The sequence below is a fragment of the Gemmatimonadaceae bacterium genome (assembly GCA_016720905.1).
Classification (GTDB): Bacteria; Gemmatimonadota; Gemmatimonadetes; order Gemmatimonadales; family Gemmatimonadaceae; genus Gemmatimonas.
Genome location: JADKJT010000030.1, coordinates 201,694 through 217,818, shown reverse-complemented (window position 1 = coordinate 217,818; position 16,125 = coordinate 201,694). Strand labels below are relative to the sequence as shown.

11 protein-coding genes and 1 pseudogene are annotated in these 16,125 nt (G+C 65.1%); 5 read left to right on the top strand and 7 right to left on the bottom strand.

What is annotated here, in order from left to right; genetic code table 11:
- Positions 1-12: 12 nt before the first annotated feature.
- From IPP90_19810 to IPP90_19800, 3 genes are all read right to left on the bottom strand, one after another.
- Positions 13-2,400 (bottom strand): Ig-like domain-containing protein, encoded by a 2,388-nt coding sequence (locus IPP90_19810; GenBank protein ID MBL0172906.1) that lies wholly within the window; start codon positions 2,398-2,400, stop codon positions 13-15.
- A 91-nt stretch (positions 2,401-2,491) separates the two neighbouring features.
- A complete protein-coding gene (locus tag IPP90_19805) occupies positions 2,492-3,793 on the bottom strand; it encodes a hypothetical protein (protein ID MBL0172905.1) in 1,302 nt (433 codons plus the stop codon).
- Complete coding sequence (locus IPP90_19800; GenBank protein MBL0172904.1) at positions 3,790-4,815, bottom strand: hypothetical protein; 1,026 nt, start codon at positions 4,813-4,815, stop codon at positions 3,790-3,792. Before IPP90_19800 ends, IPP90_19805 begins: the two co-directional genes overlap by 4 nt.
- Before the next feature lie 326 nt (positions 4,816-5,141).
- On the opposite strand from IPP90_19800, the gene IPP90_19795 reads away from it, so the two are divergent.
- A complete protein-coding gene (locus tag IPP90_19795; GenBank protein MBL0172903.1) occupies positions 5,142-5,813 on the top strand; it encodes a PEP-CTERM sorting domain-containing protein in 672 nt (223 codons plus the stop codon).
- Between the two features lie 140 nt (positions 5,814-5,953).
- Here the strand turns inward: IPP90_19795 and IPP90_19790 are convergent, their stop codons facing one another.
- Positions 5,954-7,156 carry an Ig-like domain-containing protein gene (locus tag IPP90_19790; GenBank protein ID MBL0172902.1) on the bottom strand — a complete coding sequence of 401 codons (1,203 nt, stop codon included), beginning with the start codon at positions 7,154-7,156 and terminating at the stop codon, positions 5,954-5,956.
- Between the two features lie 165 nt (positions 7,157-7,321).
- Between IPP90_19790 and IPP90_19785 the strand changes: the two genes are divergently transcribed.
- A complete protein-coding gene (locus tag IPP90_19785; GenBank protein ID MBL0172901.1) occupies positions 7,322-8,815 on the top strand; it encodes an amidase in 1,494 nt (497 codons plus the stop codon).
- A 113-nt stretch (positions 8,816-8,928) separates the two neighbouring features.
- On the opposite strand, the pseudogene IPP90_19780 reads toward IPP90_19785, so the two are convergent.
- Positions 8,929-10,210: pseudogene (locus tag IPP90_19780) on the bottom strand (M20/M25/M40 family metallo-hydrolase).
- Positions 10,211-10,389: 179 nt separating this feature from the next.
- Between IPP90_19780 and IPP90_19775 the strand changes: the two are divergent.
- Both IPP90_19775 and IPP90_19770 read left to right on the top strand, forming a co-directional pair.
- Positions 10,390-11,484 (top strand): DUF4097 family beta strand repeat protein, encoded by a 1,095-nt coding sequence (locus IPP90_19775; protein MBL0172900.1) that lies wholly within the window; start codon positions 10,390-10,392, stop codon positions 11,482-11,484.
- 329 nt (positions 11,485-11,813) lie between these two features.
- Positions 11,814-13,202, top strand: coding sequence for an MATE family efflux transporter (locus IPP90_19770; GenBank protein ID MBL0172899.1), 1,389 nt, complete (start codon positions 11,814-11,816; stop codon positions 13,200-13,202).
- Between the two features lie 24 nt (positions 13,203-13,226).
- Here IPP90_19770 and IPP90_19765 read toward each other — a convergent pair whose 3' ends face one another.
- Positions 13,227-13,760: a lipoprotein gene (locus tag IPP90_19765; protein ID MBL0172898.1), complete on the bottom strand. Its 534-nt coding sequence runs from the start codon at positions 13,758-13,760 to the stop codon at positions 13,227-13,229.
- Positions 13,760-15,496, bottom strand: a complete 1,737-nt coding sequence (locus IPP90_19760) for a D-aminoacylase (GenBank protein ID MBL0172897.1) — start codon at positions 15,494-15,496, stop codon at positions 13,760-13,762. The genes IPP90_19765 and IPP90_19760 overlap by 1 nt, the downstream gene beginning before the upstream one ends.
- 81 nt (positions 15,497-15,577) lie before the next feature.
- Here IPP90_19760 and IPP90_19755 point away from each other — a divergent pair, with 81 nt between their 5' ends.
- Positions 15,578-16,111, top strand: a complete 534-nt coding sequence (locus IPP90_19755; GenBank protein ID MBL0172896.1) for a hypothetical protein — start codon at positions 15,578-15,580, stop codon at positions 16,109-16,111.
- Positions 16,112-16,125: the final 14 nt, after the last annotated feature.

Below are 16,125 nucleotides of genomic sequence, written 5' to 3'. Positions count from 1 at the left end.
GTCAGCGCAGCATCACGGGATGAACCCGGCGGTGAAGACCCGCAGGAAGCCGATGCCGCGATAGGTGCATTCCTGAACTGGCGTACTGCTGACGCTTTCCACACACGGCCCGATAAATCCGTCAAAGCGCCATCCTGGTGCCGAGAAGCCTCGCAACACCGCGTTCGTCCCTCCCGGCAACGAGTAACGGCAAGACACCGGGGTTCCCGGCACGGACACCACGCATGGCGCCTGACTCGGCGCACCCGCCGGCGCGAATGTGATCGAGCCGGCACCCGGACCGCTCAACCGCACCTCGACGTCGATGGCGGCAGAGAAACCCGCCGACGCGCGCATGGGCGCATTGACCACCAGCGTGCACTCGTGCGTCACACGACCGGTGCAACTCCCCCCCCAGAACGTCAGCGCATTCCCGACGTTGCCCGTGCCTTGCAGCGTGATGGAGGTGCCAACGGGAACGGTCGCCACGCACCCGGAGCCTGACGGCTGTCCGCCGACGATCGCACAGTTGATGCGCGGCGTGGACTCCGTGCTGCGCAGCACACCGGATCCACTCGCCAGCCCTTCAATGGTCAGGGTCACCAGCACCGTGCCGGCAAACGCGCTGGTCACCGTCCGAGATTGGCTCATCACCAGGGTGCAGCTCGTCATGCCGACACAGTCGCCGGTATTCCCGAGGAAATCGGTACCCGCACCGGCATTGGCGCTCAGTGTGACCACGGTACCGATGTCGTAATCCCGAACGCAGGTGACGGTGCCGAATGTCGTGTTGGTACGATCGCAGCCGCTGATGCCGTTTACCGTGACCACGCCGTTGCCGCCGCCGGTCAGAATCATGTTCAGTGAAACGGTCCGACGGGTGTACGTGGCAATGGCCGAACGGGCCTGCGTCATCGACAACGTGCAGTCACCAACCTGGCCCGCGCACGCGCCGCTCCACCCGACGAAGACCGACTGAGGATCGGCGTTCGGCACCAACGTCACCGTTGTCCCGTGCGAGACAGTTTGCGCGCACGTGCCGCTCGTGACGTCTCCGCTGCGGATGCAGGAAAGGCCAGCGGTCGACGTGACAGAGCCGCCGCCAATCCCCGTCATGACGACGCTCACGGCCTTACCACCCAGGAACCCGACGCTGGCAGCCCGATTGCCACCCGTTGGCGTCAACGTGCAGGACGTCCCTGACGCAGCCGCGCAGTCACCCGACCATCCACCAAAAACCTGCGCCACAACGCCTGCATTGGCCCCGTCGGCCACGCTGGTGAGGGTCACCGGTGTGCCATCCGCGACGTCAACAGCGCAGGTGCCAGTGGTACCGGCGCCATCAATGCGGCAGTCCATGCCGAATCCACCTGTGACGCGTCCACGGCCATCCGTGCCAGCACTGGCCACGGTAACTCGACGCATGGCGGTGAACTGTGCCGACGCCGTACGTGCCTGCGCCATGGTCAGCGTGCAGCTTGCCCCAACCGAGCTTCCTACGCAGGCACCGCCCCACGAGCCGAACTGCTGACCGGCGTCCGCCACGGATGTCAACGTCACCTGCAGATCGGCGGCGAAGTCGACGGCACAGGCGCCTGAAACGGTTCCGGCAACTATGCGACAATCGATTCCCGCGGGCACGGAACGCACAACGCCAGTGCCGCTGCCTGTCGTCGGCGAGATCACCAGCGATACGGGCGGACGCACAACCTGCACCAGTGTACTGCCGGACAACGATCCAAGTGTCGCCGTGATCCGCGCCTGTCCGGCACCGATCGCGGTGACCTTGCCGTTGCCATCAACGGTAGCCACGGTCGGCGCGTCGGTGCTCCAGCCCACGGCGCGACCCGTCACGACCTGTCCTCGTGAATCCTTGACGCTGGGTGTCACGGTGGTGGTGCCACCCACGATCAGCGACACAGTGCCCGTAGGCGCGACCGTCACGGACGCGATTTCAAACAGCGTCACCGGCTGACTGACTTCGGTCGTCGCACCGGGCTTCAATCGCAGTGGCCCGACCGCCTGCCGATCGACCACGGCGTCGTTCACGCTTAATGCCAGTTCCAGCACGACAGAGCAGCCGCCGTCGGTTGCCGCGCCCTCACGATTGGAATCGGCCAGACAGCCGGCCAGATCGACCGGAATCGGCACGGATTGCGTCGAGGCCGAGGTGAGCGCCAGTGTCTGGGTGCCAATCGTGTCGCGCAAGCCACCAGCCAGCAGGTACGAGGTGGTGACGCGCAGACTTACCACGTCAGCCGCAGATCGGGCGGCTGGCGAGGCAATAGAGGCGGTGAAGGCCACCCGCGCGGGGCGCGCGTCTGCCGGACCGGACGACGCCACCATGTTCGCCAGATCGCCGCAGCCAGACAGCACCAGTGCCGAGGCCAAGGCGAGAGTGGATCCGAATTGTCGGTTCATGGGCGCGAAGGATCTATGGAATAGACGTTGGCGAACGATGGCAACTTGTTCCCGACCGGAGAATAGCCTGTTTCCCTGCAAGAATGGCACCTCAAAACCGCGTGACGGCCACGAGGCCCCCAGCCAGCCCGTTGAATGACTGCGAGGGAGCGGAGGACCCGACCCCGCGCTGCTTCAGGACTCCCCCCTGCGCTCTGACATACGGCTGAAACGACAACAGCCCACGCCGGATCTCAAGCCCTGCCGACAGGCCGCCACTGGCAACGCCAGACGTTGGCAATCCCTCGTCAACGCCGAGGCCCGCGTGCAGTCGAGAGTCCGCACCGAGAATCAGATCTCGCTGAGGTCCCATCGCCACCGCTGCACGAACGCCTGCATCGAAATACTGCCCGCTGGACTTGGCCACACTTTGGCCATCGCGAGAGAACGGCGCGCGCCGACGGAACGACGCATATCCCATGAACTGCCGAAACCGTGGAACGGCAAACAACATCTGGACATCGGCGCTGAAGACCGGTCCGAGTCTGACAATCGTGATGCCGCTCGGACCCGTGCCCGTTGTGCCCCCTACGGTCGACGGGGGCGTGCGCAGTTCATCGTCAGCAAAGACGTCAGCCGCAAGCGCGACGCTGAGCCGGTGCGGACCGACCGTGCGATCGGCCGTTACCGATGCGCGCATCACCCCGCCGGGTTGGAAATCGGCAGACGCCGATCCTGCGACGAGCGCGGCCACCGGCTGATAGCTGCCCCGATACTCATACGAGCCGCCGAACGCCATCGACCACGGTCCGGCGCGCCGAGCGAGTACCAGTCCCATTGTCCCGCTGGCACCGGCGCCCACCGGAGTACTGCCAAGTCCCAGACTCGGCGCCGCCATGATACGCAGGACGCCGAACTCTCTATTGGTGAGTGAGGTCCGCCCGGTCGGCACATTGATGCCGGCCGTGGCGACCAGCAAGTCACTGATCAGCGTGCCGGTCGCGCGCACACGCACATCGCTGATTCCCGACAAGGTGGCCGAGCGACGATTGTTGGGCGTGGCCGCGTCACGATACGACACCGTCGCCGACGCATACAGTGTCGTCAGATCGACGCGCCACGATGAGCCCAACGCGAACGCGGTGGTGATGGGCAGTGACATCTGCCGCACGCCGGTGATTCGCGCGGAATCCAATCCCGCGAAGTTGTACTGGCGCAGTCCCGTTCCGCCAAATCGAATGTTCTCATACGACATGCCAATTCCCGCCGACTGATTGCCCACCAGTCGCTCTTGCGCGGACCCGCGGGCGACGGGCAGCACGGCGAGCAGCGCGAGGGTCGCGGCCGGGCGCAGCCGTCGCCAGCGCTGCTGCGACGTGACGGCACCAGCAATTGTCCGCTGCAAACGACTCACGGGCGCGTCACTGTGATGACGACTGTCACGATCGTGCTGGGAAAAGACGGATCGCCGGGACCGGCCAGCGGGCGCGACAACGACGTGATGATGTCGATGGGGCGGTTCACGCGATCGACGGTGCCCGTGACGGGGGCATTGATCGAGCGAATGCCCGGCAACACCGACGGGGCCTCCGCAGACCGACGGGCTTCCGATTTCATCTGCGTCGCGCGATCACGTGCCTGACTGAACCCTGGATCGACCACGAGTGCTTTTTCGAACTCATCGATGGCTCGGCGGCGATCTCCAAGGAAGTCCGCTTGCACACCACGGCCATATGCCGACAGGGCCGCCAACGACGTGGTGGGATACGCATCAACCGACGCGCGTTCGGCCGGAGTGAGCGTGACGCCGAGGGCATCGAACAACCGCAACGCCAGCGCTTTCTCGGCGGCAAGCACGTCGTTCAGCGGTGCGCGCGCATCGAGCGCCGCATCGAGTACACCGCTCTCGACATCGGCCACACGCAAAGACAGGCGCAACTGACCGCCGGTCATCGTGTCGACCGAGCCCAACACCAGACGCTTGGCCCGAAGCAACTTGCCCAGACGCGGTGCCGACGCCGAATCGATACGCCCGCTGCGGACGAGATCCTGTTCGCGCAGGACGTCGGTCAGTCGCGAACGTTCAACGACCGTCACCCGGGCACTGCGCGAGAGATCGCTGGTCAACAGATCGGCGATCGCGAAGCCGAGCGCGGACAGCCCATCGGTTTTCGCCAGCAGCTGGAACGGCGGCACGCCGATCGCGGATGACGTGGTGGCACCACCCGCCTGCTCACGCGCGACCGCGGCGGCGAGCGACGAGTCGGCTCCCCCTCGCACGGCGACACGGCCCGCACTTCCAGCGGTCGCGCAGGCTGTCATCACGCCAAGGCCAAGCGTGCACACCATGAGCAACGCCACCTGGCGAAGTGGCGCGGTGCTGGCGCGAGCTGAGGCAGCCTGGACAGGTGAATCGTAGGTCACGGAGTTGGGCACGGGAATCCTCAGGCTGATGACGGACAGGCCCATCATCGCCAAGGAAACTTGCTGGACCACATCACCAGCGTCAAGAAAATGATGCGAAGCCTTTGGGGTGCGGCCTCCACAGCCTGATGCGGTCACGCAACAGCACTTCCGATTAGTTTACGCTGCTCTGGCGAACTCGGGCTTATTTGGCGTACTGTGGCGCACAGGGACGGTGGTTTTCGGGCTTCTGGCTCCGCGGTACGGTTCCTGCGAATAGGGTACGGGAAAGCCGTCCGATCCAGCCCGCCGGTGACAATCCAGCGAGGCGCGTCGTTCCATCCAACTCTCAGGCTCCCGTGATTCGTCGTCTTGGTTCAGCCCTCACATTGGTTCTCGCCGCTGCCGTTCCGGCCGCGGCGCAGGGCACCTGTGCGATCGGGATGACCGGGGAGTTGCTCGAGGGTCGCAACACCGGGCTATCGGGCAGCGTGTCGACGATCAACTTCGAAGGGCTTGGACTGGCCAGCGGCAGCGCGGTGACGGCGCCGTTCACGCAGGGCGGCGTCACGATCAATCTGCAAGGGGCATTTGCCGGTTCCGGAATTCTCTATTTTCCGTCATCCGGCTTTGCGATGTACAACTACGGCGGCGGTGCCATCGCGAATCCCGAAGTGGCGATGACGTTCAATGGACCCACACGCGCCGCCGCGTTCCAGTTTGCCACCGATGCCGGGAAAGCGACCTTCAAGGCGTGGAATGGCGCATCGCTGGTTGGCACCATCGCGGCCACGTTCCCGCGCATCGACAATCTCAGCAATGCCTGCTGGTGGGGCTTCGACTTCACGTCAACGACCTTTGATCGATTGACCATCATCATGAAGCCGGACGACGGGAGCACGCTCGCCTTTGGCTTCGACAATTTGCAGGTGCCGATCGTGAGCACGGTTCCCGAGTCGTCAACGGTTGGTCTGCTCGCCGTCGGATTGCTGGGACTTGGCGCTTCCGCCCGCCGACGCCGGAAACGCTGATCGACCGCGCCACCGACGGCTGAGACAGTACAAGGGGCGACCGGCATGCTGCCGGTCGCCCCTCGTGCGTTGGTGTCCTGAAATCGACGGTGTGCTGCGGCGCCATCACCGCGCGACCAGCGCGGTGATGGCGCCGGAGATCACGGAGGCGTTGGCACGACCGTCGCGGTGATCGTTGTGCCTGCATGCGCCTCGTACGCGAACACCTCGATTCGCCATACACCGGCCGCCGGGTTGGCTACGGCGCAGTCTTCGACAATGGTGCTGCCACCGTTTTCCGAAGCGCAGGCAACCGTGGTCTGGCCAGGCCGATACAAGTACAAATCGGGATCGCCGTTCCCGCCGCGAATAGCAATGGCAAAGTTGGTCGAGCCCGCCGGCACATAAACCGCGAAGAAGGTTGACGTGTTCACCGCGGCGTTGGTAAACGTCACAGGTGTGGCGCTGGCGAGTCCGCGCAGGGTGGTGAAGCTGGCAACGGCCGATCCACCGTCGTTGCTCGCGGTAATCGTGACGCTGCCCGCTGCTAGCGCTGTCACGACTCCCGAGGCGGATACAGTGGCAATCGCCGGGTTTGACGTTGTCCACGTGACGATGCGACCCAACAGTTCCACGCCGTTCGCATCGCGAAGGGTGGCGACGATTGGTACGCCAACACCGATGGGCATATAGCCGGTGTTCAGTGAAAGCGTGATCACCGGTACGGGCGGCAGAATGGTTGCGGCGGTCGTGGCCGACTTCCCCTCAACCGTGGCCGTGATTGTCGCGCTGCCAGCCGAGATTCCGGTCACCACCCCAGCGCTCGATACTGTCGCAACCGTCGGCGCCGACGAGGTCCACGTGATCGGGCGGAACAAATCGTTGCCCGCGGCATCCTTCACGGTGGCCAACAGTTGCCGCGTGAGGGGTACCGGAAATGAGAGGGTCGCCGCGGAAAGCGATATCGTTGCGACATTCGCGTCAGACACAATCGTCGCGAACCCAGAGGTGCCGCGCGCACTGGCCAGAATTGCCGTTGAACCTGGGCCAACAAGCGATACGAGTCCGGTCGCGGAAACCGTTGCCACCGACGGCTCGGACGATTTCCAGGTGAAGGTCTCTCCGGTCATCGGATTGCCACTGGCGTCCTTGGCAACCGCCGAAAGCTGCTGCGTGGTACCCACGCGAGCGGTCGACAAACGGGGTGTGACTTCCACCGTGGCCACACGAATGGGATCCGCTGGCGTATCCTCGGAGCACGCACCAACCGAGAGCAACGTGCCCAGAAGCAGTATGGACGAGACTCGCGAGCGGCGGAGGCGAGCAGCGCCACTCAGCGTGGAGCGAAGCGAGAGAGAAGGCATGGTGCGCTCATTCGAATAGATGGGGACAGATCATCCGATCGGTACGCCGAAGCGTGGAAGGGCCGAACGGACGCTGCATCATGATGCGCTGTCAGGCCCCGTTTCGGGAAGGGACCGCGCACACTTTGCTTGCGTCAGGCCGTCCAATCGGTAGCGTTCTTCGCCATGAGCCTCCCCTTCCCGGAATATGACGCGTTGGACGGACTCGGCCTGGCCGAATTGGTCCGCGCACGACAGGTCTCACCCGCCGACGTGCTGAATGCCGCGCTGGCGCGCATCGCCGCTCGCAATCCAGCCCTCAACGCCGTGGTGCGGACGCTCGAGACCGAAGCGCGCGACAGCCTGGCGCGCATTCCGGCCGATGGCCTCTTCGCCGGCGTACCCATGGTGATCAAGGACTTGCAGGCCACCATTGCCGGTGTCCCGACCAGTCACGGGACACGGCCGCTCAAGCGTGTTGTCCCGGACCACGACAGTGAACTGGTGGCACGCTACCGTCGGGCCGGCGCGGTCTTCGTGGGCAAATCCAACACACCCGAGTTCGGCCTGACACCATTCACAGAAAGCGAGGCCCTTGGCCCGGCCCGCAATCCGTGGGACACGACGCGCACCACCGGTGGATCGAGCGGCGGTTCCGGCGCAGCCGTGGCGTCACGTATGGTCCCCATCGGTCACGGTGGCGACGGCGGTGGGTCAATTCGCATACCCGCATCCTGTAATGGCGTGTTTGGTCTCAAGCCAACACGTGGCCGCATACCGACCGGTCCCGACTTCGGAGACATGTGGCGCGGCTTCGCGCAGGAGCATGTGCTCACGCGCAGTGTGCGCGACTCGGCGGCCATGTTGGATGTGACCGCTGGCGAAGACGCCGGAACCCCGGTGGCCTGCCCCGGACAGGCGCGCGCGTTTCTGGAGGAGGTGACGACGGAACCGGGGCGCTTGCGGATTGCCATGACCAGTACTCCGTTCTTCGGCAAGCACGTGCACGACGACTGCAAGGCAGCGCTGGCCGAGGCCGCCACGCTGCTCACGTCACTGGGCCACGACGTCGTGGCGGCGGAACCGTCACTCGACGGCGACGCGCTGGCCAAATCGTTCCTGACCGTGATTGCCGCGGAATGCCGCGCCGATATCGAGTGGCTGGGTGAGCAACTCAAACGCGCGCCGCGTCGCGACGACGTGGAGGTAGCGACGTGGGCGTTGGGAGTTCTTGGTCGTCACTTCCGGGCATCCGACTACGCGAACGCCGTCCGTCGCCTGCAGACCGCGGGACGAACGGTCGGCCAGTTCTTCACACAGTACGATTTGCTCATCACCCCCACGCTCGCCGATCCACCGTTCACGATTGGCGCTTTGCAGCCCAAGCCGTCGGAACGAATGGCGCTCAAGATTTTGGGCGCGCTAGGCCTGGGCAGCGTTTTGGGATCTGGCGGGCTGCTGAATGAGATGGCCGACAAGGCATTCGGGTTCATTCCCTACACACCGCTGTTCAACGTGACCGGGCAGCCCGCGATGTCCGTTCCGCTGTACTGGAACGCACAAGGGCTGCCCATTGGCACCCAGATCGTCGGCCGATTTGGCGATGAGGCGACGTTGTTTCGCGTGGCGGGGCAGTTGGAGCGTGCGCGACCGTGGGCCGGGCGTGTGCCGGTGGTCTGAAAGACGGGAGAAGGGAGACGGGAGACGTCCAACCGGCGAGAGACGTCCAACCGGCGAGATACGTCCGGTTCAGCGTCTCCCGTCTTTCCGTCTCCCCTCTCCCTTCTTTACTCCTACTTCACCCGCTTCGCACCCGCCAACTTCCCCAACGCCCCCAGGGTCGTTTGCGCCGCGTTCATTCCCAGACGGAAATCGGCGTCGCTGAACGTGGCGAAGACGTCGGTGGGCTGGTGCCAGTGCGGGTCCCAGCCACTGCCCACCTGCGTGCCGCGTTCGTTCTCGCGCAGACTCACGGACGCAATCAGATCCTGAAACGGACCGGAGTCGGTGTTGGTCATGTGTGGACCAACCTGCGCCGGATAGTCCGTGGCGTATTTTGCGTTGGCGGAATGCAGTGCCCACGCCAGTGTCTGCGATTGCGCGGCCATCTTCGAGTTGGACTGGAACTCGATGTTCACATCGGCTTCCGGTCGCTGCTCCTTGGCCATCGTGCCATCGGACTTGGGCATGCCGTGGTCGAACATCATCATGTCATGCTGGATCATCCCCAACCACCTGGGTTCGGGATACTTGCCGGATCCGGCCGGACTCTCTTTTCCCTGCAAGGGTGCGCGCTGGTCCACATAGGCTTTCGCGCCATTGAGGCCTGACTCCTCGTTATTCCACAGGGCAAATCGAATGGAGCGTTCGGTCTGCACGTCGGGGCTGCTGAAGATGCGAGCCAGTTCCATCACGATCGCTGAGCCGGACGCGTCGTCGTTGGCCGCTTCGCCCCACCCGATACCATCCATATGCCCGCCGACGATGTACATCTCCTCAGGGTGCGTGGTGCCGATCTTCGTGCAGAACACTTCCTGACGCTGGCCTGGCGTGCTGGGTTGGGCGTTGAGCGCGCGCAGCCGCGCGTCCGGCTGCAGCAACGAATCGTTGTTGACGCCGGTACGCGTCCGAATGCCACGGGCGCGCCCACCGCCGGATGCGGTGGCCGGTTGCGGCGGTCGTGCGGCGCCACCTGGCGCGCCCGCGCCCGCGCCCGCGGCGCCCGCGCGGTGTTGGCGGTGGCGGTGAGTAGTCGTAGGTGATGCGTTCGGTGTTGGTGCAGCCATAGCTCTTGAGTTGCGCCTCGATCCAGTCAATGGCCGCGCGATTCCGATCGGTGCCTTGACGTCGATCGCCAAACTGGGTGAGCCCCTTCACCGTCGCCTTATAGCGATCGAGTTCCAGTCGCGAGACCATCACGGCCACGGGGTCGGTGGAATCAATGACTACCGGCGCGCTGGGTAACACGCGTGACTGCGCCACCACAGGCGTCGCACCGAGTATCAGCACGAATGACACGAACGGGTTTCGCAGGCCACGGCGGGACGGCGCAAAAGGGGGGAGCGAGGTGCGCATGATGTGGGCGGGTCCGTGTGAAGGCGGCAGGTGAAGGACGGGATAAAGTGCGGGCCAGTGGGGTCGTGTGCCAGACTGCCGCGCGTCCATTCAAACCCTCCTACGTGCTCTGGCGTCCAAATGCTGACACCTGCGGCCACTGACCGCCGTACAGGTCACACCCTCAACCGCCGGTTGCCATGACGCATTTGTTCGTTCCGAGCCGCTCCCTCGCGATGTGCTCCATCGCCGTTGCCTTGTCATCCAGCGTGGCGTCGCCGCTGTACGCACAAGATCGCCAAGTGGTGGGCGGCCGCGAGGTCGCGATCTACAACGTGGCCGGGCATGTGCGTGTGGAGGCCGGCAGCGGCAGCGAGGTCACCGTCGAGATGACGCGCGGTGGTCGCGACGGCGCGAAGCTCAAGACGGCGATCGGCGAGATTCGGGGGCGCAACGCGTATCGCGTGCTGTACCCCACTGATGACGATATCGTGTACGGTGGAGATCGGACCGATCGCGCTGGCAGCAGTACGGACCTGCGCATAGATCGCGATGGCACGTGGGACGGCGGCGATCGCAACGGCAATCGCGGCGATCGCGTGCGGGTCACGACGCGCGGCGACGGCACGGACGCCTGGGCCGATCTCGTGGTGCGCGTTCCGGCGGGCACGACCGTGTCGGTGTATCTCGGACTGGGTGAACTGACGGCCACACGGGTGGACGCCGACCTTCGTCTTGATGTTTCCGCAGCGCGCGTGGTTGCCACCGGCACACGCGGCCGACTCGACATCGATGCGGGATCGGGTGGCGTCGAGGTGCGTGAGGTTCGGGGCAGTGAATTGAAGATCGACAACGGATCGGGCGGCGTGACGATGACCGATGTGCACAGCGACACGTGCACCATTGACACGGGCTCCGGCAGTGTTGGCGGCACGGGCGTGCAGTGCGGCGTGCTGCGCGTCGATGTCGGTTCGGGCACCGTGCGATTTGACGAGATCCGTTCGACCGACGTGGCCGTCGACGCGGGCAGCGGTGGGGTCCATCTCGGCTTCGTGTCGTCACCGAAATCCCTGAGTGTCGAGTCGGGGTCAGGAAGCGTTGCGGTCGCGCTGCCCGCCGGCGTCGATGCGACGGTCGACATCGAAACAGGCAGCGGCGGCATCAGTTCCGACTTCCCCGTGCGCACCAACAGCGTGCAGCGCGACCGTCTGCGCGGGACCATCGGCGACGGCTCTGGACGCATTCGCATCGAGACCGGCTCGGGGTCGGTGCGACTGCGCAGGAACCCCAACTGAGCAACGGCGCGGTTGCGCCTGTTGGTTTCGTTTGTTAACATGCTCCGCGCTGCAGTTCCCCGCGCTTCCGCGCTCGTTCCCCAGGTGCTTCGATGAACATGCTCCGAATCCCTCTGACTGCGTTCGCCGCCCCGGTGTGTCCGGGCCGGTCGGTCGTGCTCATGGACAGCAGCATCGAAGCAAGGAGCATCGAGTAGCAGCCGCGAATTGGTCGCCGCTCCTCGCTGACAGACGCCCCTCCTGCTTCGACGTGCAGGTGGGGCGTTTGTCTTGATGATGACGAGGGTGGCGTGACAACAGAAATCAACGCGGCAGCGGAACCCGTATCCATGTACCGGCGCATCAGTCGCGATGTGCGGCAGGCACTGCGCGGCAGTTCCCACGACTACACCACGGGGTCCATCGGGCAGGCAATTTTTCTGCTTGCCATTCCCATGGTACTCGAGATGATCATGGAGAGTCTGTTCGCGCTCTCCGATGTGTTCTTCGTGGCCCGACTCGGCGCCAGCGCGGTGGCCACCGTGGGACTCACCGAGTCCATGATGATCGTGGTGTACACGTTGGCGATGGGGCTCGCCATCTCCGGTACCGCGATCGTGGCGCGACGCATCGGCGAAAAGAACGCCGATGGCGCCGGACGCGCCGCCGTCCAGGTGATTCTGCTGGGGGCGGTCATCTCCGGTGCACTCGCGTTGATCGGTGCGGTCATGACGCCCGCGCTGCTACAGATGATGGGGGCCAGTGCCGATGTTCTGTCAACCGGCACCACGTTTGCCCGCGTCATGCTGGGTGGCAGTTGGACGGCATTCCTGCTGTTCGTGGTCAACGCGACCTTCCGCGGCGCCGGCGATGCGGCGGTCTCGATGCGGGTGCTGTGGCTGGCCAACGGCATCAATATCGTGCTCGGGCCGTTGCTCATTTTCGGCGTCGGACCGTTCCCGGAGATGGGCGTGACGGGAGCGGCCGTGGCGACCACCATTGGCCGCGGCACGGGCTTGCTGTTCGCGATCTCGCGCCTGTTCCGTGGCAGCGGACATCTGCGGGTGCAACGGCATCATCTGGTGGTCGAGCTGGACACCATGCGCAGCATGCTGCGACTCTCGTTGCACGGGACGTTTCAGGTGCTGGTGGGCAGTCTCAGCTGGATCGTGCTGGTGCGACTGATGGCGGCGTTCGGCAGTGCGGCCATGGCGGGGTACACCATCGCGGTGCGCATGGTGATGTTTGCGATGCTGCCAGCCTGGGGTCTGGGCAACGCGGCGGCAACCATGGTGGGTCAGGCGCTTGGGGCGCGGAATCCCGATCGGGCCGAGCGCGCCGTGTGGACGGCCGCCCGGTACAACGTGGCCTTTCTGGGCGTGATGGGGTTGACCTTCGTGGTGTTTGCGCGCGCCATCGTGTCCGGCTTCACGCATGATGCGGCCGTGGCCGAGGTGGCGGTGTACGGACTGCGGATCATCGCCTTCGGGTTTCCGCTGTTCGCTTTCGGCATGACCCTCACGCAGTCGTTCAATGGTGCGGGCGACACGACAACACCAACGCGCATCAACATCGGCGTGTTCTGGGGTTTCGAAATCCCGCTGGCGTGGTTGCTGGCCCGTCACACCAATATGGGATCGCACGCGATTTTCGTCTCGATCACCGCCGCCTACTCCGCGCTGGCGGGTGTCAGCTTGCTGATGTTCCGGCGTGGGCGTTGGCGGACGCGCCGCGTGTAGTCACGCAGCGTGAGCGGCGTGGGACTATGGTGACGGGGCAAGTTGTCGCAGCAGCGTCCCCTTGTTTCCGAAGTCCCACGTACCGCCATAGCGAACATCGTGCACCAGCCATCGTCCGTCGTGCTGCGTCACCACCACCGTGTCGGTCCAGCGCACCACCGGGCGTTCCTTGTCATTCGTGAACTCGACAGGCACCAGCGCGGGGTCCGTGTTGGGTATCGCCGGCATCACGCGGTACGCCGTCGCCCCTTCGAACAGACTCGAGAACATGTCGCCCTCCACAAAGCGCGGCTTCTCGTCCGGTGCCCGCTCCATGTCCGCCTGCCGCAGGGAATCGGCAATGAACAGACCGCGCGCCAGGGAATCGGCGATGAACGGCCGAAGCGCGGCCAGTTCCTTCGCCGTTGGCGCGCCCGTGCCGCCGAGGGCGTCGCGCATGGTGTAGAACTGCAGCACGGCGTCGGACGCGGTGGCCGGGTGCTCGCCACGACAGCCGGCCAGCAGCGCACACAATCCGATCGGCCACGTCCGACGAATCACCTGCCTGACGGCGCGCATCAGCGCGTCCCCACGTAGCCAGCACCGCGCAGGGCGCGTCCCGGTTTCGCACCGGTATGCTTTCCGTTCTTCCACACGGCGACACCGTTCACAAACACGTCACGAACGCCGGTCGCCAATTGATGTGGCGCCGAAAACGTCGCCCGATCACTGACGGTGGTCGGATTGAAGATCACCAAGTCGGCAAACATGCCTTCCTTCACCAAGCCACGATCCCGCAGTCCGAGAATCTGCGCGGTGGACCAGGTCATTTTCCGTACGGCCTCTTCCAATGTGAACAGTGATTCGTCGCGCGCGTACTTGCCGAGCATGCGAGCGAACGCGCCGTACGACCGCGGATGCACCAATGCCGTTGTCGTGTCGGGATCGTATCCCCCGGCGTCGCTGCCGACCACCACCCATGGCCGGCTGAGCATGCGCGCCACATTGTCGTCCGACATGGCGAAGGACACCTTGCCCAGCACATTGGATTCGCCGAGGGTGAGTTGGATGACGGCGTCCGTCCAGTCGAGCCCCAGCGCCGTGGCGATGGCATCAAGGCGGAGCCCCTCGAAACGCTTCCACTCAGGTTTCTTGAATCCCGCAATCTGATAGGCGTTGGGCGGATTCTGCTGACAGAGCGCCGGCGCCGTTGGCGTCTGGTCGGCCATTTCGCGCTTGATGCGCGCGCGCAGCGACGTATCGCGCAGTCGGTCCAGCAACCGGCCATCGGCATGTACCCACCCGGGAATGCACGACGAAAGGTTGTTGCCTGAGGCGGGATAGGTATACATGGTCGCCTTCACGTCCTGCCCGGCCGCGCGCGCTGAATCGATCTTCGCGATGGCCGGTCCGGCGAGGGGCCAATTGACGCGCCCGCTCGCCTTGAAGTGGTAGATCACCACCGGAACACCGCCGTCCTTGCCGATGCGGATGGCCTCGTCCATGGCGGGCAACAATTCGTTTTCTTCCGAGCGAATGTGGGTGATATAGGTTCCGTGCAGCGGCGCCATGGCCTTGGCATTTTCGATCAGTTCCGCCGTCGCCGCATACGAACCTGGCGGATAGATCAACGCGCTCGAAATACCGAACGCGCCGTCCCGCATCGCGTTGACCACCACCGCGCGCATGGTGTCCTGTTCCGCGGGTGATGCATTGCCTTCGCGTTGGCCCATGGCATACGCGCGCACGGTCGTGGCCCCCAGATAGCTGCCGACGTTGACGGCGTTGCCGTGCGCTTGCATCGAGTCAAGCCACGTCCCGAAGCCGTGGGTGCCGCGGAACTGCGGCACACGTGCCAGCATCAAGGCGTCGTCGGGGTCGCCGCCCATGTACAGCGAGTCAATCCGCTCGTTTGACGGCGCCGGCGTTGTCGCTTCGCCGAGGATCTCCGAGGTGACCCCCTGGGCCACTTTGCCGATGACGCGCCCGTCGGCAAACAACAGCTGGTTCCAACTGTGCGCCTGGATGTCGATGAAACCGGGAGACAGCACGAGTCCGGCCGCATCCACGCGCTCCGTGGCAGGGGCGGTGGCCAGCGCCCCGCGCGGCGCGACGGTGGCGATACGATCGCCGCGAATACCCACGTCTCCGTCGTACCACGGATTGCCCGTGCCATCCATGATGCGGGCGTTGGCAATCACTACGTCGTAGGTGGCCGTGCTGACGCGCTCGACCGCCTGGCGATCGCACGCCCCAAGCACTACCAGCAGCGCAAGCACAGGGCCACCACGGAAACGGTGCGGACGGTGGGGCATCGAGGATAGCTTCATGAGGGTATGGATAGGGGTCCGGTCATACAATCCGACGTTACCCGCCTGTTCACAAGGAGTCGTCTCGTGCCGGTTTCCATCTGCCAGCGCACACGGCGTATCGTGTGCGTCGTTGCGCTCGCCACGGCGGCACCGACGCCGGCAGTGGCCCAGCGGCCCACGCCGCTGGTGGGCACCGTCTCGCCGAATGCGATCGGACCGGCCGCACCGACAGCGGTTCCGATTGGCGGACTGCGTACGCGGCCGTTGTCGTCGCCCACCAACGCCGCGATTGCGCCGCGTCAGGCGGGTCACCTTCGTTTCGCAGTCGCCGACGCGCCTCGTTCGCAGGCAGGAGTGGTCGTCGCCACTGGCACCACCGGGAGGCGGTCCGACTTGCCCATGCCCACGTGGCTCCCCACCGCAGAACGACCTCGATGGATTCCTGACCCACGAGTCACACCGGTGCAGGCCTGGCGCGATCTGCTTGTCACCGATGTGGTCTGCAACGGCCTCGGCACGTGTCTCGAACGTCAGCAGGCGATTCGCGCGCGGTGGATTGGCGGATGCCGTTGCTACGCGTTTGCCGACGGTTGGAACCGCGTCTGGCGCGTGGAGTAGTTCGCGCACACTGC

Coding starts and splice junctions, on each gene's coding strand:
- IPP90_19810 (MBL0172906.1), bottom strand. CDS start 2,400: ATGAACCGACAATTCGGATCCACTCTCGCCTTGGCCTCGGCACTGGTG.
- IPP90_19790 (MBL0172902.1), bottom strand. CDS start 7,156: ATGCCTTCTCTCTCGCTTCGCTCCACGCTGAGTGGCGCTGCTCGCCTC.
- IPP90_19785 (MBL0172901.1), top strand. CDS start 7,322: ATGAGCCTCCCCTTCCCGGAATATGACGCGTTGGACGGACTCGGCCTG.
- IPP90_19775 (MBL0172900.1), top strand. CDS start 10,390: ATGACGCATTTGTTCGTTCCGAGCCGCTCCCTCGCGATGTGCTCCATC.
- IPP90_19770 (MBL0172899.1), top strand. CDS start 11,814: ATGTACCGGCGCATCAGTCGCGATGTGCGGCAGGCACTGCGCGGCAGT.
- IPP90_19765 (MBL0172898.1), bottom strand. CDS start 13,760: ATGCGCGCCGTCAGGCAGGTGATTCGTCGGACGTGGCCGATCGGATTG.
- IPP90_19760 (MBL0172897.1), bottom strand. CDS start 15,496: ATGCCCCACCGTCCGCACCGTTTCCGTGGTGGCCCTGTGCTTGCGCTG.